The organism is Fortiea contorta PCC 7126, assembly GCF_000332295.1.
Taxonomy (GTDB): domain Bacteria; phylum Cyanobacteriota; class Cyanobacteriia; order Cyanobacteriales; family Nostocaceae; genus Fortiea; species Fortiea contorta.
The window spans coordinates 3,953,673-3,977,729 of record NZ_KB235930.1; the positions used below are offsets into that span (position 1 = coordinate 3,953,673).

Here is a 24,057-nt window from a genome sequence, read left to right on the forward strand (position 1 = left end):
GACTTGTCAGGATTATAAGGGCGTAAGCGTCAATGTCACAGTCTTATTTTGATACAGATAGTCACAAACACAAACCTTTTGAGTTACCAGGGGCAAAACCACATTACAATCCTGATCGCCCAGGACAGGTAGAGCGAATTTTTTTAGACATCAGTCTAGATATCCCTAATCAAAGATATGATGCCACTTGCTTGATTAACTTGTTACCAATCCGCAATGGGATTGAGCGTTTGACTTTGGATGCTGTCAATCTCAACATCAAGTTTGTGCTGATAGATCAAGCACGGCAACGCTTTGAGTATGATGGTGAAAAGCTTTCGATTTATCTATCTGAGCCGACCCAGTTGGGTAAGCAATTATTACTTGAAATTATCTACACAGCCGAAACACCCCAACGCGGCATCTATTTTATTCAACCAGATAAACACTACCCCCACAAACCCACCCAAGTCTGGACTCAGGGAGAAGATGAAGATTCGCGCTTCTGGTTTCCCTGCTTTGATTATCCAGGACAATTGTCTACCTCCGAAATTCGTGTCCGTGTTCCTAAACCGTTGATAGCGATTTCTAATGGCGAACTGATTGATACCGAAGATGATGGCGATTACAAAATTTATCATTGGTCGCAGCAGCAAATTCATCCTACCTATTTAATGACTTTGGCGATAGGAGATTTTGCAGAAGTTCAAGACGAATGGCGAGGGAAACCCGTCATTTATTATGTAGAAAAAGGACGAGTTGCAGACGCCAAGCGCAGTATGGGAAAAACTCCGCGAATGATGGAGTTTTTAAGCGAAAAATATGGCTATCTCTATCCTTTTCCCAAATATGCACAAGTTTGCGTTGATGACTTCATTTTTGGTGGGATGGAAAACACTTCCACCACGCTGTTAACTGACCGCTGTTTGCTGGATGAACGGGCGAGTTTAGATAACCGCAACACAGAAAGTTTAGTAGTTCATGAATTAGCGCATCAGTGGTTTGGTGATTTAGTAGTAATTAAACATTGGTCACATGCTTGGATTAAGGAAGGGATGGCTTCCTATTCTGAGGTGATGTGGACAGAGCATGAATATGGAGCGCAAGAAGCCGCATACTATCGGTTATTAGAAGCGCGGAGTTATTTGACAGAAGATAGTAGCCGCTATCGTCGCCCAATGGTAACTCATGTTTACCGGGAAGCAATTGAACTTTACGATCGCCATATTTATGAAAAAGGATCTTGTGTTTATCATATGATCCGCGCAGAATTAGGCGAGGATCTGTTTTGGCAAGCAATGCAAATATTTGTGCAGGATAATGCTCACAAAACTGTCGAAACGGTAGACTTACTCAGGGCAATTGAAAAAGCAACTGGACGCAATTTAACTTTTTTGTTTGACCAATATGTTTATCGTGGCGGTCATCCTGATTTTCAGGTTGCTTATGCTTGGGATGGTGATGCTAATTTAGCAAAAGTGACTGTGACTCAAACTCAAGCCAGCCCAGGAAATAATTCTCAAAAAGATTTGTTTGATTTGAAAATTCCTATCGGGTTTGGCTGGGCTAATTCAGAAAGACCTGTGGAACTGAAAACTTTTACAGTCAGGGTACATGAGCAAGAACAAAGCTTTTATTTTCCATTAACAGAAAAGCCACAATTTGTGAGTTTTGATGTGGGAAATAATTACCTGAAAACTGTGTCTTTAGAGTATGCAATTCCAGAATTAAAAGCTCAGTTGGAATTTGATCCTAATCCGATTTCGCGTATTTATGCAGCAGTAGCTTTGGCGAAAAAAGGCGGTTTGGAAGCAACTAAAGCATTAGCCGCAGCGCTAAAAAATGATTCATTTTGGGGCGTGCGGGTGGAAGTAGCGAAACAACTAGCAGAGGTGAAATTAGACCAAGCTTTTGAAAGTTTATTACCTGGGTTGAAAGATGACAATTCTTTTGTGCGACGAGCCGTGATAGAAGCACTCGCGCACACCAAAACTGTAGAAAGCTATAAGGCTGTGAAAGAAATAGTCAAAGATGGCGATCGCAGTTATTATGTCGAAGCCGCAGCAGCTCGCGCCATCGGTGCAATATCAGCCGCTAACATAGAAGACCAACCCAAAGAAGAAAAGGCGATCAAGCTGCTAAAGTCCGTTCTCGAAGAAAAAGCCGGTTGGAATGAAGTAGTCCGCAGCGGGGCGATCGCCGGTTTAGCCGCACTCAAAACCTCAGAACCCGCGCTAAATCTAGTCTTAGAATACACCAAAATCGGTACACCACAACCCTTGCGGTTAGCTGCAATTCGTGCATTGGGAAAAATTTCCGTCGGTCAAAGTCCAGTGAACCTAGAAAGAATTTTAGATAGGTTAGCAGATCTTGCCAAAGAAACCTTTTTCCTAACACAAGTAGCAGTGTTGACAGCCTTGGGACAAATGGAAACACCCAAAGCCATCGGGATTTTGCGATCGCTCGCCGATCAAACAGCCGATGGTCGAGTGCGTCGCTATGCTGAAGAAGAAATTGTCGAGTTACAAAAAAATATCGGCTCAGACAATGCTCTGCGTCAATTGCGCGAAGAACTAGACCAGATTAAGCAACAAAATCAAGAATTGAAAAGCCGCTTAGAAAACTTGGAGGCGAAATCACAGAGTTGAATGGGGTGATGGGGGGATGGGGTGATGGGGTGATGGGGAGATAGGGAGGTGGGGAGGTGGGGAAGCTTTGAGTTCAAAGGCTGACGCTTCAGGCTCAAAGCCTCACGCTTCAGCCTCAAAGCCTCAAACGTCGAGTTCAAAGCCTCACGCTTCAGCCTCAAAGGCTCAAACGTCGAGTTCAAAGCCTCACGCTTCAGCCTCAAAGGCTCAAACGTCGAGTTCAAAGGCTCGCGCTTCAGCCTCAAAGCCTCAAACGTCGAGTTCAAAGGCTGACGCTTCAGCCTCAAAGGCTCAAACGTCGAGTTCAAAGGCTCGCGCTTCAGCCTCAAAGGCTCAAACTTTAATCCCCATCTCCCCATCTCCCCATCTCCCCACACTCCCCACCTTCCCCCTGCTCAAAAACTCCACCTCCGATGGGGAGTTTTTATTTTTTATGTAGATGTGATCCACTTAGCTGATAAATTTTATAGAGAATCTTAACCTAAATTTGTACTAGTTTTAACTCAACCTTTGCTAATACCGTAAGCCTTAGTCAGAAGATTGTGAGGATACTATGGCAAAATACGATATCCGATTGGGGTTTAGATGCATCAATTCCATCAACCCAGAGCCAAAATCCACAGGGAAGGCTCTCTCAAGCTGCTGTTTAATGCGTTTAGGACATGGATTTATGAAACGGCAATTACCTAAAACCACTTAGATTCTGAGCATCATGTCAAGTGGATTGCAATCAAGTCACTGCCGTCTCGTGACCAGCGAAATGCTTTCCCAGCGGCTAGTATTTACCCGTAGCATCCATGTGTAAAACATGAAAATCGCATTTTTTTGTGGAGTTTTTTTACTAAACTTGAGGAGTACTAATGCTTGAGGCTATCGCTGTTGCTTGGCTGTTACTATTTTTTGGCGATTTCCTTTCAACTTTTGTTTACCATGTACCCGAGCATGTTTTTGGTAGCCTCCACCTAAAAACGCATCACTCCTGGAAGAAAGACTTCCGCCACTACGCTATTTTGACCTTCAATGCCCAAGTTCTTTTAGATGGTATCCTTGGTGCTCTGCCTTATGTGCTGATGGGAGTAGTTCTGTGGCCTTTTTCTCCAATCGGCGTGAGCGTTGGCTTGCTCTTAGGACAGTTCCATGTGTGGTGGAGACACGTCAGCGTTTTGGATTGGCAAACTCCAAAAGCTGTAAATTTTTTGTGTCAAATTTTATTCATCACTACTCCTGAGAGACATTGGCTACACCATCAAAAAACTAATCAGGGATTTGGTGATATTTTTACCTTCTTTGAGCAACCATCTCTAGTCTGGATGCGTTGGCTGCGGCTGATTAGGCTTCATTTGCGTTACTCTCGCGTCACAAATTAATTTTGTGAGCAGATTCACGAAAGCCAGCACAAAATTTAGGAGTTATAGGGTTTCGCGCTGATTACAAAACAGTTGAATTTTGTGGAGACGAAGCCAAAGCAACGTCTCTACCACAAAAACATGTTTTGCTGCAAAATTGCATAAAAATGTGACAACGCTAGGCCTTATAGTAGGAATTTAGGGGTAATTGTCTGATTTTCACTGTTTTAGTAGTCCCTATCTGCTCCTATATTTCCTGGCACAACCAACTAGCGTCATGTCCCATCAATTGCTCGTCTGCAAGCTTGCAGTAATCTGGCCTTTGCTGACTATTTTTCAGTGCTTCGGTAGTAGACCCCCAAGTGTTGATGCTCAATCACTCCCCTCACCAGAACTACCCCCACCCCAAGATGTACAACCACTCCCCCCTTCTCCCCTCCCCTCAATTCCACCACCACAGCCACTCCCCCCACCAGAACAGTTACTTCCTTCTCCTCGCCAGGACTCCATACCAGAGCAGCCACCTCTAGATAAATTAAATGAAACTATTATTGTTGAAAGGTTTATTATTGTTGGTAGCACAGTCTTCAGTGCCGAGGAATTAGCTGAAGTTACGGCAAAATTTACTAAAAGACCAATTACATTAACAGAATTATTTCAAGCCCGGTCACAAATCAGTAATTTATATATTGAAAAAGGTTACATTACCTCTGGTGCTTATATTCCGCCGCAAACAATCCAGTCTGGTGTAATCACAATTCAAGTAATTGAAGGGAAATTGTCGGAAATTCAGGTAACAGGAACGCGGCGATTGGACTCGAATTATGTCCGCAGTCGTCTAGCCCTAGCTACGTCCCCACCCCTCAATCGAGAGCGATTGTTAGAAGCACTGCAACTATTGCAACTCAATCCGTTAATTGACAAACTCTCGGCGGAACTCTCCACTGGCTCTCGTGCGGGTACAAGCATATTACAAGTCCAAATTCAAGAAGCAAAAACCTTTAGTAGTGAAGTAGTGCTGGATAACGGGCGATCGCCTAGCGTGGGTAGTTTTCGGCGGCGGTTAGAATTGACACAAGCCAACTTGCTAGGAATAGGAGATGGTTTGAAAGTCGGTTACACCAATACAGATGGTAGCAATGGTTGGGATGTCGGTTACACTCTACCTGTGAATCCCGAAAATGGTACCATCTCCTTTAACTTTGGTACCACATCCAGTGCGGTGATTGAGCGTCCGTTTAGCATTCTCGATATTCAATCGGCTTTCCGCTACTACGAATTGAGCTTCCGTCAACCCCTGTTCCAAAGTCCTACACAAGAATTAGTACTAGGCTTAACGGCGACCCATCGAAACAGTGAAGCTACTTACGTGGAGACAGAACGCATCCCCTTTCCGGCTTTGGGTGCTGATGGGGAAGGAAGGACGCGGATATCTGCGTTGCGCTTTTTTCAAGAGTGGACTAACCGTAACAGCCGTGAAGTTTTTGGTGTGCGATCGCAATTTAATCTCGGCATAGGTGCATTGAATGCCACAATTAATCAAGATCCCCCCGATACACGCTTTTTCTCTTGGCAAGGGCAAGCTCAGTGGGTGAGGTTACTAGCTCCTAATACCTTACTATTACTCCGCGCCAACGCACAACTAGCATCTAGACCACTTTTACCTTTAGAACAGTTCGGTTTGGGTGGTAATGAAAGTGTGCGGGGCTATCGTCAAGATTTAATACTGTCAGATAATGGCGCTTTTGCTAGTGCAGAGGTGCAAATCCCCATTTTGCGTTTACCGGATGTTGACGGTCTGCTACACGTAATCCCTTTTGTTGATTTTGGCGTTGCTTGGAATAATTCTGCTAGCAGCTACTTGAGTGATAACACCTTAGCATCGGTCGGTTTGGGTTGGCGCTGGACTCAGGGCGATCGCTTTAGTGCTCGTCTTGATTGGGGTATTCCTCTGATTTCTGTTGACTCTCAACAAAGAACTCTCCAAGAAAATGGACTTTATTTTTCTATCCGCTACAGTCCTTTTTGAGCAAAAGGCTAAACTTTTATAACGATAAGAGCAAATTTAATTTTCTCTAAGAGGGATGAAATTTGATATATTTAACTCTTAAACTCCTTAACCTTTCTGCGTCTCTGCGTGAGAAAAATTATCCTGCATTTATGCAACGCCATAATTGCTAGAATGAGTCTATAAGGTTTTCATTTAAAATCAGAAATGACAATTTACAAGTTTGTTAAACAGTTATTAATTGCTCATTGGCGTTCGTTATTGGTATTATTCATTTGTATTTATTTACCTTTACAAATATTTGAAATTTTAACAGTTAAAGTTTGGCAAAATGGAGCTAGTTTTCCCTGGGATGTGCCAATACTGTTAGCAATTCACCAGACTGCTTTACCGCAATTAGATATATTTGCATTAGCATTGACTCGATTGGGATCTTTTTAGATTGCGTTGCCAATTTTTGGTGCGATCGCACTGATATTATTACAGCGAAGACAGTGGCGATATTTTGTCTATGTCATGACTGCTGGATTAGGAAACACAATCATCAACTTCGCAGCTAAGGAAATCATCCATCGCGTACGTCCTCATCTGTGGGAATCTAGTTATCATCATTATGGCTATGCTTTTCCTAGTGGTCACGCAATGACTAGCATGACGCTGGTGGTAGTTTTAGTAATTTTAGCTTGGAAAACGTCTTGGCGATCGCTCTCTATTATTCTTGGCAGTATATTCGTTTTAGCGATCGCTTGGACAAGATTATATCTGGGCGTTCATTTTCCTAGCGATATTGTAGCAGGATGGATGGTTGCATTAGCTTGGGCGATCGCTGCTAGTTTGATTATTAAACCCCATCTGACTACCGCAAGTGATGAAACTTCGTTGCTTCCTGAAGAAGAAAATCTGATTACTTAGGTGTTGCTGATTTCATGGCTGAACATAATTTCGTCTTCCACAAAAATTCTGGTGGAGACGTGAAATTGTACGTTTCTACATCTGTACAGCCGTTATTCTAGTAATTTATTGACATCTAATTTTAGTGCACTTTCTGTAATCACTTTTGGTAAGCTCCCATTCCATTTTTCTATCGCTTGTTTTCGCAGCCGATCTGTTAGCAAAGCGTTAGCGACGCAGGAGCGTCACTTTTCAAGACAGCGACTTTCTTCCCTATTCCTTATTCCGTATTCCCTATTCTCTATTCCCTATTCCCTACTATAAAAAATGGGATAGACAACTTGTCCACCCCATGAAAAATTAAGTTATGGCTAAAGCCTGAAAAACTCTAGGGAAAATATCAAGTCCCAACAGTCCAGGAATTGATGTACTCGATTTGGTCGGGGGTGAGGGTATCGATGGTAATACCAATTGCTTGTAATTTGAGACGAGCAATTTCTTGGTCTACTTCGGTAGGAATTGAGTGCAAACCAGGTGCTAATTTACCTTTATTCTTCACTAGGTATTCCACAGCTAAGGCCTGATTGGCAAAACTCATATCCATCACCGCGCTGGGGTGTCCTTCTGCAGCGGCGAGGTTAATCAAGCGTCCTTGACCGAGAACTACAACTGATTTACCATTGCGCAGTTTATACTCTTCGGTGAAGGGACGGACTTCCTTGATTTCTGTAGCTTGAGCAGCTAAATACTTAAGGTCAAGTTCCAAGTCAAAGTGACCAGAGTTACAAACGATCGCCCCATCTTTCATCACGTCGAAATGCTCACCGCGAATCACGTGTTTGTTACCTGTGACGGTGATAAATAAATCACCTAGGGGAGCAGCTTCGGCCATGGGGAGGACGCGGAAACCGTCCATCACGGCTTCGATTGCCTTGATGGGGTCAATTTCGGTGACAATTACGTTAGCGCCTAGGCCACGGGCGCGCTGGGCGGTGCCTTTACCACACCAGCCGTAACCGACAACCACGATGTTTTTCCCAGCCAGCAAAATATTTGTAGCGCGGATAATACCGTCTAGGGTTGATTGACCGGTACCGTAGCGGTTATCAAAGAAATGCTTGGTGTCAGCATCATTAACGTTAACTGCGGGGAAGGTGAGAACGCCATCTTTGAACATGGCGCGCAGTCGCACAATACCAGTGGTGGTTTCTTCGGTGGTACCAATCAAGTCAGCAATTTGGTGCTGGCGTTGTTGAATTAAGGTAGCAACGACATCGCTACCATCATCAATAATGACGTTGGGGCGGTGATCTAAGGCGATTTGGACGTGGCGGTTATAGGTTTCGTTATCTTCGCCTTTTTGTGCAAAGACGGGAATTTCATGATCGACAACGAGGCTCGCAGCAACGTCATCTTGAGTTGATAGGGGGTTACTGGCGATTAGTAGCGCATCTGCACCACCAGCTTTGAGCGCGATCGCTAAATGTGCGGTTTCTGTTGTCACGTGGGCGCAAGCCACTAAGCGCAGCCCTGCAAAGGGTTTTTCTTGGGCAAAGCGATCGCGGATTTGCTTTAATACTGGCATTTCGCGTCCAGCCCATTCAATACGCTGTCTTCCCAAGGGAGCGAGGGCGAGGTCTTTAACCTCGTGCTTTAATCGGGGAGAAGTTGCGGTCATTAAAGATTTCCTCTTTTAAAGTAAGAAAAGGTACGTATTAGTTTACGTACTCCTTTTCAATTATTCCACGACAATCGATTTTTGGCTGTAATGATTAGACACTTAAATCGATGGATGTGTGAAGTTGGGCATTGAGAATGGGTCTAAATCCCCATATAAAACAGTCTGTTCCCTGTTAAGAGTTCCCTGTTCTCTCTTTAAGTCGTGGTGAGCGATCGTGGTAATGTCAACATGATTACTACTTTTTTTGTTATTAATTTATCTTGAACCAAGAGTAATCATCAGCACTCCTTTATCCATTACCCACAGTAGATGAAGTACGGTGTCATCTATCTAAAGAGAGAGGATAACTGGAAAAGGCAAAAACTTGTCTTGTGTAGAGAGAAACTGAACTTTAGATAGGTACATTTACGGAAACTAATTATGGAGGATGGTTATAGAAGTACTAGCAGATTTTGTGTAAGGAGGTGTTTAAGTGCGCTTACAATTTTTGGCGATGACGGGTGCAATGGCGATCGCTGTTGTGTCTGCACCAAAAGCGACAGCCCAGTTTCCTTTTTTACCTAGCTTACAAGCTCCTAGCGGTGTAAGTCAGGATTCAGATAATCGGATGGTTTCTGGCTGGATTTATTTGGATGGTCGCCGATTGTTTCAGATAGCAGCATCAAAAAGCAATTTTCCGGAACGGTCGAAAAATGTGCAACAGAATTTACAGGAAATTAGCCAAAGTTATTTTCGCTCCCCTACCAGAGGAGTCAAGGTAGAGGTTCGCAAAATCAATGAATTACCGGTAATTTATGTCAACGATCGCTATCTCATGACCGTCACTTCCCAAGATATGCGCCTGCGTCAGGTAGATGGGATGTCATCTGCAAATCAAATCACCGATGCTTTGCAAGCAGACTTACAGCAAGCTAAGGGAGAGCGAGAAACTCAATTTTTAATCCAACAAGGTATGATTGCAGCTGCTAGCGCTTTGGGGATAATTCTCTTAAGTTGGGGTGTACGTCGCTGGCAGCGCAGCTTACAGTATAAATCTTTACAACCAATTGCAGCAACATCAACTGCAGAAAAAAAGATTACCACACAACTGAATCATCAACAACAGCGGCATTTACAAGAAGTCAAAAGACGATTATTTCAATTGACTCAAGCGGCGATTTGGGGTGGTGGAACTTTCTTTATCTTGGGTTTATTTCCCTACACCCGATCGCTCCAAGTCGGCATTCTCTCAGCAGCCCAATTTCCTCTAAAATTGGGTGTCGTCATCCTGGGAACTTATGTAGCTGTGCGCTTCAGCTACGCTTTAATTGACCGCTTTACCAGCACACTCATCAGCAGTGGTGCTTTATTGACCCCAGAAAGTTCAGAGCGTCTGCAACTACGAGTTTCCACGTTCTCTGGTGTCACTAAAAGTATCACGACCATTGTCTGTGTTGGTGTCGGCATTTTTCTCGCCCTAGTCGCCTTGGGGATCGATGTCGTTCCCTTGCTTGCTGGTGCTGGTTTAGTTGGTGTCGCCGTCTCCCTCGCTTCACAAAACTTAATTAAAGATGCGATTAATGGTTTTCTGATTATTCTCGAAGACCAATACGCCTTGGGTGACGTGATTGCGGTGGGCGATGTGGGAGGTTTAGTCGAAAACCTCAACCTGCGGATGACCCAAGTCCGAGATGCGGAAGGGCGCTTAATAACCATTCCCAACAGTGAAATCAAAATAGTCGCTAACCTTTCGAGTCGCTGGTCAAGAGCCGATTTAACCATTCCGGTTTCCTACCAAGCAGATGTGAATGTAGCCTTGAAATTGATTGAAACTGTGGCTCTAGAGATGGACGCAGACCCCCTATGGTTGCATCAAATCGTCGAAACACCAAAAGTTTTGGGGATTGATAATTTTGGCGATCGCGGTTTAATTATCCGCGTCTGGATTAAAACCCAACCCTTGAAACAGTGGGATGTCGCCAGAGAATATCGCCGTCGCTTAAAAGTCGCCTTCGACGAAGCCGGAATTGATATTCCTGTACCACAGCAAACAATTTGGGTCAATGATGCTCAATTGCTCAATACCCCAGCTAGGGACTAGGGGCTAAGGACGGTCTACTACTTCTCTTAAGATACAAGGTTGGGTTAAGCACAGCGCAACCCAACCTACTTTTTAAGTTTGAAAACTACCACAAAAACCTAGAACAGGCAAACCGATTATTGACGAATCACTTACCCTTGCTGTTGCGTTCTTCTAGTGCTTTATTGATTGCATCCCTGCAAAATTCAGCTTTCTCATCACCTAGTTCTTTGAGTTGCTCACTGGTTTCTTTGGTAATTCTGATATTGAGTTGTTCGGTCAACGACTTATCCCGATCAGATTTAAATTTATAAGGTTCTAGGCTTTCGGGGTGTCCTTTGGGATTAGGCATTGTAACAAACTGTAACTATAGCTTGAAACGTTTGATAGCAAGCGTTAATAATTTTATTCGGTAGTTAAAAGCTTCCAGGCACTAACTACCGAAACCCCTGTAACGAGGCATTTATTATGTTTACACGTGAAGAGTTAGCAAGCAAGTCTCTTGAAGAATTGCAACAATTAGGTAGAAACCTAGGGATAGAACCCATAGGTAATTCTGCTTATCCCAGTAGTTGGATAGTTCCACTAATCGCCGCAGCGCAAAGAGGAGTGGAGGATTGTGAAAATGGGCTGGGATTACGGCGCTTTCCGAGCGCTACTGTCATTCATTTTCTGGAAACAGCGCTCAATAATTTAGGACAACCAACCCCAGCACAAAGAACCTTAATCAAAGCTGCGTTGCAGGATATCTGGATCAACCGCATCGATTATAGAGGAGTACAGCAACGGTTGTTTGAAGTGTGGCAAGTACGCATGATGCTGCTAGAAGCATTGACAAGATTGAAATAATCTCAAGTCCAGCTAATTAGCCCAATATGGTTGGTGATGGGTAATAGGTAATTGATTTTTCTATTACTTAAAGTCCTTAATCGTTGTAGAGACGTAAAATTTTACGTCTCTACAGATGAATTTATGTAGCGAATGAAACAGCGATCAGATCCACACTAGAAATTAAAAGTAGTTCTCAGAGTACCAATTACGGCATCATTGTTATTTGCACCTTGACCGGGATTAGTTAACCAAATGACACCAGGGGTGATGGAGATATTGTCGGTGAGGCGATATTTGTAGAAGCCTTCTATATGATAAGGGCGATCGCCACCAACGCTTCCTAGATATGGTTGAGCACCAGCCAAAATTCCTAAAACGTTGCCTTTTTTACCCAAATCTGGTAGAGCTACACCAATTCCATAACTCCAAACTTCACCATCATTAGCCGCACGCAAATCGTTGATATCGCTGTAGGAAATGAAACCGCTGATAGAGAGTTGGTTGCTAGGTCTAAAAGCTGCAGCTAAACCATAGGAATTGCTTTGGTAAGGATTAACGCCACCAGCGACGAAGTTAGCTTGTGAGGTTCCCACTACCGCACCAGTAACTGAGCCAGCATCAAATAAAGCGCTGCCAGCTCCATGATAACCGTGGACGTAGGTAGCGGCGAAGGAAAGGCGATCGCCTACATTCAAATTCAACTGTGCTAAAGCTGCATAATTTCCCTGAAATAAGCCTGAACCAGGGCTAGGATTATTCGCTTGTGATGCTAAATAACCGAGAGTTAATGAAGGTTGGAAGGCGCCACCACTACCAAAGGCTAAGTTCACACCCAAACCAGCACCACCACCAATCCGATAAATTGGGCTTTCGGAAGCAAAGGTAGACAAGGCTCCGTTACCGCCATCAAAATCCTGAAAGTAGGGATTAACGGTAGGTACATAATCGCTTTGAATACCACCGCTAGCTGCTATGTATACTTGCGAATTACCAATGGGGAAATAGTAAGATAACCAGTCGATACCGGCGCCGTTGTTGGTGTTGGGAGATAGATTAAAGGTTTGAGTTCCCTCAGCTGTACTACCTGGTAGAGGTAATCCGATAGCATTTCCCGCCGCAATCCGGGTGTGTAGAACATCTTTTCCTGTGAAGCTGGTTTGTAAGTCTAGACGCACCCTGTTTTGAAAAGCAGTTTTGCTGTCACCGTTATTACCAAAGTTATCTGTGACAGCAAAAATCGCCTCACCAACTAACTTAGTAGTTGTAGAAAATTGGTTGGCTTCTAATTCTGCAGTGCGAGTTTCTAGAGAATCTACTCGTCCTCGAAGAGTGGCTACCTCGGCTTTGAATTCTTCTTGTAAACGTTGGATGGTGGCTAAATCTTGTTTTGTCACCAGGTCTGCTGTGGCTGTTGCAATCAATTCATTAACTCGATCTAAACAAGCATTCAAACCTGCAGCAAATTCATAACGAGTTAAAGCACGATTACCACGAAAAGTACCGTTGGGGTAGCCGGCGATGCAACCATAGCGCTCAACGAGAGATTGCAAAGCTTGAAATGCCCAATCTGTGGGCTGGACATCAGAAAATTGTGAAACTGAGGTGATTTGAGATAGGGAATTTTGGGCGTTGGTTTCGTCAGTCTGGATTTGAGCTAATAATTGTTGATTATTTGCTGATTTTACACCTGCGGAACTATTAGGTGATTCCACAGCGATCGCTCTTGTTGAAACTAATAATATCACTCCCAAAACCGCTGGATTTAAAACCAGGGTTTGCCACACTTTATAAAACATGTTTGCCGTTCTCCTCTCTAAAAAATCTCTACACCTAGCGGCTGTAAACAGCGTTACTGATTGCTGGGATGAATTTTTCTGTAGAGACGTAGCAATACCACGTCTCTAACAAGGTATAGAATATATCCCTTATTTCATGCTAGCAAAGTATCAGAAACTACTTATTATTTTGTATGCATAAACATCATTAACTTTATGCATATTAATCATCGGAGTATTTCTGTAACAAACAATACAAGAAACCAATCTTTTGTCTGTACGATAGTAGGGTCAATCTTAATTTCCGTCCTTGGTAGTAGATTTAAATCTATCCTTGGATAGACTTAAACCTACTAAAAAAGTTGATTAAGTTACTATTAGAGACCTCGGAAGCCAGGAACCTTACCCCTTGGGTTCACTTCGACACTAGCCATGTGTAGCATGAGAAATAAAAACTTTCAGCTACTTAGCTAACAAGCTCATTTATGCGACTATTCCACTAGCTTTTACCCCGTTTCTAGACTTCAGTTTTTTATTCTCGACCCTGATTTGTGGTAAGTCTTTTTTATCTTTGTAAAAGTAACAAATTTCAACCAGAGTTGGCCATATTTCTAGAGATGCGTGAAATTGGCTAATGACATCATCAATAATTCTGGAGACATTTTGCTGAAAAAAGTCGGGTTCAAATCCATAAAATACTCTCGATAGGTTTGCAGCAAATAATTGCAGAGAATATTTACGTTCTGTATTTTGTGTAGATAACGATGCTTTGACTACTTCAGCATGGATAGCAGAGATTTTTTCTAAAATTTCCTCAGAATCCTGTAAAGTAACTTCGCCAGAGTAATGGAATTTGATACCCAGATCGTTAAGCTCATAAACACTGTCCTTAATCTTCTTTTTCAGCAGGCTACAGATTTCTTCATTAAAAATTTCACTGGCGAGAGGATTACGCATGTAATTATTCCGAATATGGTTTTGCACAGCATCAACATGTGCAGCCACAACACCTTCTTGCTGTATCCAAAGCCTGTAAATATAATCTTCAAACCTGAGTCGAGTAGGGAAAAATGGTGGTAAACCTAGCTGATTATCATATCCAGCAACACCACAATCCATTCTCCAGTTTTTATTAGTAATTACTGGTCTAAAATTAGTGAGAATATAAAAATCATTGAGGTCATTTGGATTAATTTGACTTTCGTCGTTGAGATACATATGCACAAAATCAAGTGTATCAATATCATTAGTTCCTGTACGGAATGTCTGGCTAATCTTGACTACAGCATTATCAGATACCTCACCTTTTTGCAACAAAAGACTATTTTCTCGAAAGTAACCTTTTGTCGTGTTAGTTTCTAAGTCCATTGCTGTATCAACAACTAATTCTCCAGTCTCAAAATTCTCCGGTACATTGCTGACTTTTTCACCAAGAACATCCTCAAAAGCAGTGAGTAAATCAAAAGATTTATGGACAAAACCACTTTCTTGGTTGGATTTGATCAATTTACCTCGACATATTTCATTTGCTAATAAAGACTCTCGACTGGTTTCGATTAGTGCATCAGGTCGCATATCATCATCTGCACTAACCATTAAATGTCCGAGAGTATACATCAGTGTAAAGTTGCGATTACCTCCGTAACTAGGTCGAAATAAGTTCTTAACCAGTGATTCTAGTTTGCGATCGCGCAGTCTTTCGTTTAAGAAGGTAATAAATTGCTCTTTTTCACGAGGCCCGACATAAAACACATCATTGGCTGTCTTAGTCTCCTCTAGAAGTGGGTAATATTTTTCATAGTTAGCAAGGCTAGAATCGTCAAAAATGATAATTTTTAAAGCATGTCCGTTGGCCCAGAAATTATCATCATACTTTTCGATTGTCTGTGCTACATCTCTGAGTCGATGGGTGGGAATAACAAAGATTGTCTCTTTCTGTTTCATAAAATGTGTTCTAATTTCTCACATAAGTTTGTGAATGAGATTAATCAATTTTTAGGTTTTGTTTGCTGTGTTTTAACTGTTTCCAAAGGTTGCGAATTTGACTATAAGCTTCTTCAGGTGAAAGTTTTCCACCTGTTTGTAAACCAGTGATATAACTAACTTTTTGAGAAAATTCTTGGAGGTTAGCATTAAACACTAAATTCTTTGGTGTAACTTGACCGTGATAGCAACTACGAGGATAGAGAAACTGACTTTTATCACTGAGGTTGGATTGAATCATAAATTTTAAACTTTAAATTTTCAATGTATGTTCATTACAACGACTTGATGTCATACCATTTGGTAGTATGGTTTGGCAGAGAATCACAGAATTACTATTCTCAATATTGTTCAATTTTGAGGCATTGACAAGATTTGCATAACTGAAGTTAGCATTTCTGAAACCGGCTCTTTCCCAGTTAGAGTTTTCTAAATTTGCCTGTTGTAAATTAGCATCGACTAATAAAGTATTTTTTAGGTTAGCTCCGGTTAAATCTGCACCTTGTAAATTGGCAGAACGGAGGTCTGACCATTCTAAATTGGCGTATCTTAAATTAGTATTTTTGAGGTTAGCTCCTTGCAGGTTGCTTGAACGTAGATCAACTTTTGCTAAATTGACTCCTGCTAAATTAACGCCTGCTAAATTGCAGCCGAAACATTTTTTTGTTCTTAAAAGCTGTTGAACAGTATGTTCTTGCTGAAACTGATTACCTTGAAGAATTAGATAAGGAGTTAGAGGGAACATTAAGAAGATGAGGGGACGTAAACAGCTAAGCATCGATAGATTTTCCAACTAACTCTAATTCATAATAAACATTTGTCGGGTGTAGAATAAAGAGGATGAATTTTTTTGAGAGTAACTTTGAGAGTGGGAGTCATCATAGGACTCATAGCTACTGCTAAAACGTAATCTCCATAACGTATGGTAGGATTATCTTTGCAGGAAATGAAATTGCCGTTTCTAGTAATTCCTAGTAAACTACATTTATCAGGTAAACTAATTTCTGCTAAATTGATACCACAATAGACACTATTCGGTTGGACAAAAACGCTAACTAGGCTCGGTTCAGTAAAAATTTTAGGTTCAAAAAAGTAATTCTTATACATTTCAATTCCTCTGTGGTTTATTTTATTGTGCAGTGAAGTTCTGAAAAAGTTTATGTATCGAATAGTATATTTTTAATTGGTTGCAGGTATATGTGTTTATCAATATATACGTTTATTTTTAATGCTAAAATAACTATATTTGCAGATATAAGTATTTAGATATAATTAATTATACAGGTCGTCTTTTTGTTCCCGGCGATGCACTGAGCAGTTAGGCATGTGTTACAGTGATCTGGCCGAACTGCTGACTGTAAAACCTGTTGAAATTTTACCCGTTCCCTGTCTCCATGAATTTAATTTTGTTCAACTATTCATTGAAAGGGACGAGAAACTCCGAACCGTGGGTGAAGTTTTTCATATATATATGGATGCGTGAATAGTGAACAAGACCAAAGTTTTTTCAACCTGACCACAGCAGAAATACGAAAAAAAGCCAAAAACAAGATATTAATCAAGAACCAATTATGATCAAAATTCTGCACCTTTCAGATATCCATATGGGAAGCGGCTTTACTCACGGACGCATCAACCCAGTCACAGGATTAAATACACGACTAGAAGATTTTGTCAATACATTATCCAGATGCATTGACCGAGCGCTGACGGATACGGTGGATATGGTGATTTTTGGTGGGGATGCTTTCCCGGATGCGACACCACCACCTTATGTCCAAGAAGCTTTCGCTAGCCAATTTCGCCGACTGGTAGATGCGGACATTCCCACGGTGCTGTTGGTAGGGAATCACGACCAACATTCCCAAGGTTTAGGGGGCGCAAGTCTGAATATTTACCGCACTTTGGGAGTACGGGGGTTTGTGGTGGGAGATAGGCTAACTACTCACCACATCCAAACTCGTCATGGTATGGTGCAGGTTATTACTCTCCCTTGGCTGACTCGTTCAACTTTGATGACGCGCCAAGAAACGGAGAAGTCGTCATTAGCAGAAGTCAATCAACTGTTAACTGAACGCTTACAAGTGGTTTTAGAAGCAGAAATCCGCCGTCTTCACCCTGATGTCCCCACTGTGTTGTTAGCGCACTTGATGGCTGACAATGCAACTTTGGGAGCGGAACGCTTGTTAGCGGTGGGAAAAGGTTTTACTTTACCTTTATCTTTGCTGACACGACCTTGTTTTGATTATGTGGCGCTGGGACATGTGCATAAACACCAAAATTTGCATAAATCCAATGACCCACCGGTGATTTATCCAGGAAGTATTGAACGAGTCGATTTTAGTGAAGAAAAGGAGGACAAAGGTTATGTGATGATTGAATTGGAGCGGGGTAGAGCGGATTGGGAATTTTGTCCGTTACCTGTGAGGACTTTCCGCACAATTGAGGTGGATATCTCCAAAGCTGATGATCCGCAAGGAGCATTGTTGAAAGCGATCGCTAAATATAATATTGAAGATGCAGTGGTACGCTTAATCTACAAACTCCGCTCGGAACAGTTAGATTTAATTGATAATGCTTCACTCCACACTGTTTTGAGTGCGGCTCACACCTACACTATTCAACCAGAATTATTAAGTCAACTAGCCAGACCCCGCATTCCTGAATTAAGCGCTAGCAACAGCATTGACCCTATGGAAGCGCTGAAAACTTACTTAAATAATCGTGAAGACCTCAAGGACATTGCTGGATTAATGATGGAAGCAGCGCAGAAATTGCTAGCAGATGATGTGGAAGTTTGGTTAGAGGGAGCAACTCCAGAATAGAGAGGGGAAATGCAAAATCTTGTGTAGATTTGACGCTTTATCTGGGATATGCCTATTTAATCTAGCAACCAAGCAAACAAATCTTTGATGGTGAGGTGTAATTCACTCACAAATGATGGGACGGGTACAAGCACATCTGGCTCGTCAAATACTTCAGTTTCTTGTTTGGGACGATAAACAAACACAGTTTGTTCAGCCGGATCAATCAACCAACCCATTTGATCGCCATACTTCAGACAATGAAGAATATTTTTTGTTACTTTGGTCTGGCTTTGATCGGGAGATAAAATTTCAATTGTCCAATCTGGAGCGATGGAAAATGTATTAGCAATTTCCCCATTTTCTTCACGAGGAATTTTGCTCCAAAGAAAAACTGCGATGTCAGGTACAGTGGAACGACCACCAAATGTACAACGCAACTCAGGAAATGCACGGGCAATCCGTTGAGGTTTGACTATATGATTGATAGTGGGGACAAGTTCTCCTTGAATTGCGCTGTGTTTCCCTTGTGGCATGGGTTTCGGGATAATTTGACCATCAATGTATTCATGGGGAGGTTTGGTTTCTGGTAGTTGCAGAAACTCCTCTAATGTCAGCATTTTCGATGGTGTTTGTACCATCTGATTTTTGCCTCCCAGTCTGCTAAATCAAAGTCTAATCTTTATCTTACCGAGAAACTGTGTATTGCCAGAGCGATCGCTATTACCAATGCTGATCATAATGATGCTTACACCCACCCCTATTACAAGTATATCCTGAGCCAGAGAAACCAGGACAACTACATGCAGTACATTTACCATAGCCAGCCGTTACAGTATAAGGACTATGATTGAGTTTCTGTTTCTTAAATGGTGAAGACATATCTTGAAGACGCTTTAGATCGGTACTAAGATTGACTAATCGAGTATGTTGTCGAGACATTTCCACTCTCCTTTTATTCAGTTCAATATTTAATCAATTAGATTCTGAGAAGCACTTTAAACAACTGCTAGCACAAAACTTATTCGACTATTTTTTTGATGTACTTTGCTAGTCCAGAAACAGTATAGGGTGTCCAGGTTGTTATTTGATTAAAAAATTCACCGTAAGCGTGAATTGTGCTGCCACTCAAGTTAGAGTATGTTCTTCCAAAGCGTTTGAAATATGTACTTATACTGTTGAAATTACTCCAGTAAAAGCCATGATTAAGGGTTTTTGCAGAAACGCGGCAGCAATTATGAAAAACATCGTTAAATTCCTTCTTACGTGCCTTTTCCCAGTATTCTGTCATCGCTTTTTCGTCGAGATTAGAGATTTCTATCACTTCATCTTCTGTACCACAGATATCAAGATCCTCTTCGTAACACATAGTGTAACCAAATGGTGTATCTTCGCGTTTAGGCCACTTGCTAATATAGACACCGTCAATAATTTCAATTGCTGCATGTCCCCAACCAGTAATAGAACTTGCAACTGAACCACCATATTTGAGTCTTGGCAACCAAATGTAAGTCCGAATCATATCTCCAACTCTCCGCAAGTTAACAAGTTAATGACGAATGCAATCATATCTATAGTCAGTCAGATAAGCTAGAAACAAAATGTCTGATTTCTCTTCTCAAGCGTTTTCCACCAGCTTCAAAAATGTCATTATGTCTAGCATCTTCAATGGGAAAAAAGGTTATCTTTTTTCCACTTTCTTCTGCTTTCTTACATAATGTATCACCCATATTAAATGGAACAATATCGTCCAAGGTTCCATGTGCAATAAAGATTGGACATCTTACATGAGTGATTCTGCCCAAGTTATCAAATTGATCAGAAACAACACTTTCAAGCAAATATTTTGGAAAAATCGATTGAGGAATAAATGGGAAAAGCTGTGATGCCTCATCATAAATATTGGTAAATGGACTTAATAATATTAGTCCCGCTACATCCACCATTTTTGCTAAATAGGTGGCTACAGCAGCACCTAACGACCATCCAGCTACCAAAATTCGGCTACAAGAAATTCCCTTTTCATTGGTCAGATATTTATAGGCGGCTCTAGCAGTTTGTTGACATCCTTCTTCTGTAGCTACGCCACTACTTAAACCAAAGCCGATATACTCGCTTATAGTCACATTCAAGCCAAGTTTTCGGAAATAGTCAAACTCATAAGTCGCATTGAGTAAGCACATTCCGTTACCGTAGAAATAGAGCAGTGAATACGGCTCTTGAGAAAATGAGTCGTCATTATCATTAGGCAGCGCATCCCCATATAATAATGAAATTTGATGACCTTCATCAGTGGAGATTGCGATAACAAAATCCTGATAAGGTAAGGGTAATTGATCATATTTACCTTGAGATTCGCTGCCTGGGAAAATGAAGAATCGTCTAATTATATTGCACATTGCTTATCTATCTCTTAATATCAGCAATAACAACCTTATGAAAACTTCTCTATTGAGCACCCATTGATTCTTGAAACCTTCGCCATACTTGTATTCCCCTCTTACCTTTTAAAGTTAAGCGAGTGTCATTATCTTTCAGAGAAACAATTTTGAGATAGTCATCCTCAGCTATTTCTCGAAAATTATTGAGCCAATTCGCCACATCAAGACGTATTCCAAGAAGATTGAGATTAAGAATGGACTTAGTGATATCTGTAAAGTTAAGAACTAAAAATGGACCCAGATCATCACCATCAAGCCGAATAGATGCATCAACTTTTCCTGTTTGAGCACGAGGCGCTAACCAGTTAGTACTAAAACTGACTGAACTTCTGACTGATCCTGATGCAGATGAGTCTCTTAAGCTTTTGCGGCGATTAGTTCTGATATGCCAATTTCCATGAATTTCATCTCCAACTAATATTTGGCGAATACGTTCTTTTACAGAAGTGGCAGAACAGGTATATGTAAACTTGGAAGGAGACCCATACAAATTGATTGTTTCTGCATACTCCTCGTGTGAGGGAAGTTCCCAAGAACCTAGAATTCTCCGCTTAATATCGCTAGGGTCAAGTGACTCAAGTTGTGACATCTTCTTGCACTCCTTTTAGTTAAACAGTGATGTAATGTTGCGAAGTTTTTATTGCTCGCTAAAACTGATTATAAAGAATGCTAATCAACAATAAGTTGCAGAAAATGCTGATGTGGAATACAGAAAACTGCAAGTTTTTAAATGAGTCACCTGGAAAGGTTGGGTATGTAGTTACCATTCACATATCCAATTCGGGGAAATCTGCTGAAGCTTGACAAGATACCAGTGGAGTAGGATTTGGGTTAAGTGCATATACCAAATAAAATGTTAAAAATATTTCCTGCTGTTTACTTAACGGCTATGGCGATCGCTGTGACTAATTACCCCAGCGTCACTATGGCTGGTACTTGTGCTTCTCGGTGTGGTGAGCGTCCTATTCAATTTACACCGGGTCAACGCATCCGCTTAGAAGTGATAAATACTACATCAAATTTGGTGAAGTTGGAGCAATTGCAAGCAACTAAGCCTATTCTTCTCCAACCTGGGGAGAAATTTCAACTGGATAATGACCAACAGTCGGATATTTCTCTGATATTTTGGGATGATAAGGGATTACCACTGCAAGCTATTTATTCTCGACCAGATTTGAATACGTTACGGGTGGAACTGCGACGTGGTAAGGTGAATCCAGGCGATCGCTCTCTCGATATCCTCGGTGATGGTAGAGTAAAAGTTTATTAAAAACTAGCAAATTTGATCAGTTTGAGTTATTAGTTATGAGTTGGGAAAAAAATGTGATGACTCCTAACTTTTAACTCTGATTGTGCTAGACCAAGCTTTTGTGAAACCTGCTAGACTCCAAGGGCGTTTACCTGATCAACGCTGGCAAATTTACGCGCAGCAAACAGAATTTTCTCAAAAATTGGCAATTGCGACTAATATTTCCCCGATTATCAGCCAATTATTAATTAATCGCGGTATTGAAACTTTAGAACAAGCCCAAGGGTTTTTAAATCCAGAATCTCTAATTTTACCTCCACCCTTGGAAGCGTTCCCGGATTTGGCGCTGAGTGTGGAATTGTTGGTAAATGCGATCGCATCTCAAGAAAAGATTGCTATTTGTGGTGATTATGATGCTGATGGCATGACTAGCACTGCTTTATTATTACGTAGTCTCCGCAGTTTGGGCGCTGTGGTTGATTATGCTATTCCTAGCAGGATGCATGATGGCTATGGCATTAATCAACGGATTGTGGAAGAGTTCTACAGTGAAGGGGTGAGCTTAATTCTGACTGTAGACAATGGTATCTCTGCATTTGAACCCATCGCTAGGGCGAGAGAATTGGGTTTAAAGGTGATTGTCACTGATCATCATGACGTTCCGCAAAAATTACCCCCAGCTAACGCCATTCTCAACCCTAAATTGATAGATGAATCTTCACCTTATCGCGGTGTCGCGGGTGTGGGTGTCGCTTACATCCTAGCGGTTTGTCTCGCGCAACAATTAGGGGAAACTCAAGGTTTAATTCAACCGATGTTAGCACTGTTCACATTGGGAACGATCGCCGATTTGGCGCCGTTGACTGGTGTGAATCGTCGTTGGGTGAAACGTGGTTTACAGTATCTCCCGAAATCACAGCTAGCTGGTGTACAAGCTTTGATTCAGATGTCTGGGGTGCAGACTAAAGGAGATGGGGAGGTGGAGAGAAAATCCCCAAGTCAGAATTCCAAAACTTTGAAACCAGAGGATATCGGTTTTCGATTGGGGCCGCGGATTAATGCTATTGGTAGGATTGGTGATCCGCAAGTTGTGATTGAGTTGCTGACTACGGATGATGAGAAAATCGCACTGGAACGAGCAAGCCAGTGTGAGGAAATTAACCAGCAGCGTCAGCAAATGTGCGAAGAAATTGAACAAGAAGCGATCGCTTATGTAGAGGCGTTATATTTAATGTCTCTACCCCAAGACCGTGTGTTGGTTGTGATTCAGCCAAATTGGCATCACGGCGTCATCGGTATTGTCGCCTCTCGCTTAGTAGAACGTTATGGTGTGCCTGTGTTTATTGGCACTTACGAAGATGGGGAACATATTCGCGGTTCGGCGCGGGGAATTCCTGAGTTTAATGTGTTTGATGCTTTAGAATTTTGTCACGATTTGTTGGGTAAATTTGGCGGACACAAAGCAGCGGGAGGATTTTCTCTCAATGCAGCGAATTTAGCACAATTGCGATCGCGTTTGATTGAGTTTGCTAACCAATGTCTGGAACCCCAACACCTCAAGCCTTTACTAAAAATTGATACCCAAGCTAATTTTAGTGAAATCAATCACCAGCTGTATCAGCAACTGCAAACTCTCCATCCCTGCGGTATCGAAAATCCTGATCCGGTTTTTTGGACGCCGAATGTGCAAATAGTTGAGCAAAATATTGTGGGTAAAGGTCATATCAAACTTACCCTCGCCCAAACTATCAATGATCAACAGTATAAAATTAAAGCGATCGCTTGGCGTTGGCGCGACTACTTCCCCCTACCGTCGCGGGTGGATGTCGCCTACAAGTTGCGAGAAAATCATTTTCATGGCAACACTACCATTGAGATGGAGTTAATCGGCGTCAGACTACCAACCCAGTCTCACCAACTGTTCACCTCGCCATCAACAAATCTGCGAACTAGTTTTGAGTATCAACAACGCCACTACACTTGTGGTATTTACCCACAGGGCGTTTCATCTGAATTAAGAATTAAAAATTCTGAAGGTAAAGTTTTAGCTGTGCAACCTGGGGATACAATGGGCTTGCTGGGCAAAAGTCGTGAAGACGCTCAAAAAATTGACGTCTCTCAACCGCAGTATAACTGCATCATCCAAGCCGCCCTTCAGGCTTTATCTATCCTGAGTCCTGAGTTATGAGTTATCAAGAAAGAATTCAGGAGTCAGGAGCCAGAATTCAGCATGAATTGGGGTATAACTGGCGGATGTATAATCGGCGTTTTTGCACCCCCACCAAATTTTCAATTTGGTGGTCTTCAATTCCTGCGCGGTCTGAATTCCCGACTGATTGATTCTGACCCGAGGCGGAGCATC

The 24,057-nt window shown here is 41.9% G+C and carries 22 protein-coding genes; 10 read left to right on the forward strand and 12 right to left on the reverse strand.

The features are described 5' to 3' along the window. The first annotated feature begins 32 nt into the window (after window positions 1-32). Window positions 33-2,627, forward strand: coding sequence for a M1 family metallopeptidase (locus MIC7126_RS0118355; RefSeq protein WP_017654628.1), 2,595 nt, complete (start codon window positions 33-35; stop codon window positions 2,625-2,627). On the opposite strand, the gene MIC7126_RS29545 is transcribed toward MIC7126_RS0118355, so the two are convergent. Further along, window positions 2,576-3,004, reverse strand: coding sequence for a hypothetical protein (locus tag MIC7126_RS29545; protein ID WP_238553654.1), 429 nt, complete (start codon window positions 3,002-3,004; stop codon window positions 2,576-2,578). The genes MIC7126_RS0118355 and MIC7126_RS29545 overlap by 52 nt on opposite strands. Window positions 3,005-3,487: 483 nt before the next feature. Here MIC7126_RS29545 and MIC7126_RS0118360 point away from each other — a divergent pair, with 483 nt between their 5' ends. The 4 genes from MIC7126_RS0118360 (at window position 3,488) to MIC7126_RS27870 (ending at window position 6,893) form a co-directional block, all read left to right on the forward strand. Continuing rightward, on the forward strand, window positions 3,488-3,994 hold the full coding sequence (locus MIC7126_RS0118360; protein WP_017654629.1) for a sterol desaturase family protein: 507 nt from the start codon (window positions 3,488-3,490) through the stop codon (window positions 3,992-3,994). A 256-nt stretch (window positions 3,995-4,250) separates the two neighbouring features. After that, window positions 4,251-6,002, forward strand: a complete 1,752-nt coding sequence (locus MIC7126_RS0118365) for a ShlB/FhaC/HecB family hemolysin secretion/activation protein (RefSeq protein ID WP_017654630.1) — start codon at window positions 4,251-4,253, stop codon at window positions 6,000-6,002. Between the two features lie 186 nt (window positions 6,003-6,188). After that, window positions 6,189-6,422 carry a hypothetical protein gene (locus MIC7126_RS32335; protein ID WP_017654631.1) on the forward strand — a complete coding sequence of 78 codons (234 nt, stop codon included), beginning with the start codon at window positions 6,189-6,191 and terminating at the stop codon, window positions 6,420-6,422. Between the two features lie 6 nt (window positions 6,423-6,428). Continuing rightward, the gene (locus MIC7126_RS27870) at window positions 6,429-6,893 is read left to right on the forward strand and encodes a phosphatase PAP2 family protein (RefSeq protein WP_338010319.1); all 465 of its coding nucleotides are present in this window, start codon (window positions 6,429-6,431) and stop codon (window positions 6,891-6,893) included. Between the two features lie 379 nt (window positions 6,894-7,272). Here the strand turns inward: MIC7126_RS27870 and ahcY are convergent, their stop codons facing one another. After that, window positions 7,273-8,550 (reverse strand): adenosylhomocysteinase, encoded by a 1,278-nt coding sequence (ahcY, locus tag MIC7126_RS0118375; RefSeq protein ID WP_017654633.1) that lies wholly within the window; start codon window positions 8,548-8,550, stop codon window positions 7,273-7,275. Window positions 8,551-9,025: 475 nt separating this feature from the next. Here ahcY and MIC7126_RS0118380 point away from each other — a divergent pair, with 475 nt between their 5' ends. After that, on the forward strand, window positions 9,026-10,633 hold the full coding sequence (locus MIC7126_RS0118380) for a mechanosensitive ion channel family protein (RefSeq protein WP_017654634.1): 1,608 nt from the start codon (window positions 9,026-9,028) through the stop codon (window positions 10,631-10,633). 127 nt (window positions 10,634-10,760) lie between these two features. Here the strand turns inward: MIC7126_RS0118380 and MIC7126_RS0118385 are convergent, their stop codons facing one another. Beyond that, window positions 10,761-10,964: a hypothetical protein gene (locus MIC7126_RS0118385; RefSeq protein ID WP_017654635.1), complete on the reverse strand. Its 204-nt coding sequence runs from the start codon at window positions 10,962-10,964 to the stop codon at window positions 10,761-10,763. A 116-nt stretch (window positions 10,965-11,080) separates the two neighbouring features. Here MIC7126_RS0118385 and MIC7126_RS0118390 point away from each other — a divergent pair, with 116 nt between their 5' ends. After that, entirely contained in the window at window positions 11,081-11,461 is a 381-nt protein-coding gene (locus tag MIC7126_RS0118390) for a hypothetical protein (protein ID WP_017654636.1), read from the forward strand. A 155-nt stretch (window positions 11,462-11,616) separates the two neighbouring features. Here the strand turns inward: MIC7126_RS0118390 and MIC7126_RS0118395 are convergent, their stop codons facing one another. From MIC7126_RS0118395 to MIC7126_RS0118415, 5 genes are all read right to left on the reverse strand, one after another. Then, window positions 11,617-13,239, reverse strand: coding sequence for an iron uptake porin (locus MIC7126_RS0118395; protein WP_017654637.1), 1,623 nt, complete (start codon window positions 13,237-13,239; stop codon window positions 11,617-11,619). A gap of 462 nt (window positions 13,240-13,701) precedes the next feature. Further along, window positions 13,702-15,162 (reverse strand): hypothetical protein, encoded by a 1,461-nt coding sequence (locus tag MIC7126_RS0118400; RefSeq protein WP_017654638.1) that lies wholly within the window; start codon window positions 15,160-15,162, stop codon window positions 13,702-13,704. 40 nt (window positions 15,163-15,202) lie between these two features. Further along, window positions 15,203-15,442 (reverse strand): DUF7219 family protein, encoded by a 240-nt coding sequence (locus MIC7126_RS0118405; RefSeq protein ID WP_017654639.1) that lies wholly within the window; start codon window positions 15,440-15,442, stop codon window positions 15,203-15,205. Between the two features lie 12 nt (window positions 15,443-15,454). Next, window positions 15,455-15,979: a pentapeptide repeat-containing protein gene (locus MIC7126_RS0118410; RefSeq protein WP_026100362.1), complete on the reverse strand. Its 525-nt coding sequence runs from the start codon at window positions 15,977-15,979 to the stop codon at window positions 15,455-15,457. Between the two features lie 26 nt (window positions 15,980-16,005). Then, entirely contained in the window at window positions 16,006-16,308 is a 303-nt protein-coding gene (locus tag MIC7126_RS0118415) for a TrkA C-terminal domain-containing protein (protein WP_017654641.1), read from the reverse strand. Between the two features lie 464 nt (window positions 16,309-16,772). On the opposite strand from MIC7126_RS0118415, the gene sbcD reads away from it, so the two are divergent. Beyond that, a complete protein-coding gene (sbcD, locus tag MIC7126_RS0118430) occupies window positions 16,773-18,026 on the forward strand; it encodes an exonuclease subunit SbcD (RefSeq protein WP_017654644.1) in 1,254 nt (417 codons plus the stop codon). Between the two features lie 56 nt (window positions 18,027-18,082). Here the strand turns inward: sbcD and MIC7126_RS0118435 are convergent, their stop codons facing one another. From MIC7126_RS0118435 to MIC7126_RS0118455, 4 genes are all read right to left on the reverse strand, one after another. Then, window positions 18,083-18,646 (reverse strand): Uma2 family endonuclease, encoded by a 564-nt coding sequence (locus MIC7126_RS0118435; protein ID WP_017654645.1) that lies wholly within the window; start codon window positions 18,644-18,646, stop codon window positions 18,083-18,085. 380 nt (window positions 18,647-19,026) lie between these two features. Further along, a complete protein-coding gene (locus MIC7126_RS0118445) occupies window positions 19,027-19,527 on the reverse strand; it encodes a hypothetical protein (protein ID WP_017654647.1) in 501 nt (166 codons plus the stop codon). A gap of 55 nt (window positions 19,528-19,582) precedes the next feature. After that, window positions 19,583-20,404 (reverse strand): alpha/beta hydrolase, encoded by an 822-nt coding sequence (locus tag MIC7126_RS0118450; protein WP_017654648.1) that lies wholly within the window; start codon window positions 20,402-20,404, stop codon window positions 19,583-19,585. 49 nt (window positions 20,405-20,453) lie between these two features. After that, entirely contained in the window at window positions 20,454-21,035 is a 582-nt protein-coding gene (locus MIC7126_RS0118455; protein ID WP_017654649.1) for a hypothetical protein, read from the reverse strand. A gap of 264 nt (window positions 21,036-21,299) precedes the next feature. Between MIC7126_RS0118455 and MIC7126_RS0118460 the strand changes: the two genes are divergently transcribed. Both MIC7126_RS0118460 and recJ read left to right on the forward strand, forming a co-directional pair. After that, window positions 21,300-21,716: a hypothetical protein gene (locus MIC7126_RS0118460; protein WP_017654650.1), complete on the forward strand. Its 417-nt coding sequence runs from the start codon at window positions 21,300-21,302 to the stop codon at window positions 21,714-21,716. Between the two features lie 82 nt (window positions 21,717-21,798). Next, entirely contained in the window at window positions 21,799-23,883 is a 2,085-nt protein-coding gene (gene recJ, locus MIC7126_RS0118465; RefSeq protein WP_017654651.1) for a single-stranded-DNA-specific exonuclease RecJ, read from the forward strand. Window positions 23,884-24,057: the final 174 nt, after the last annotated feature.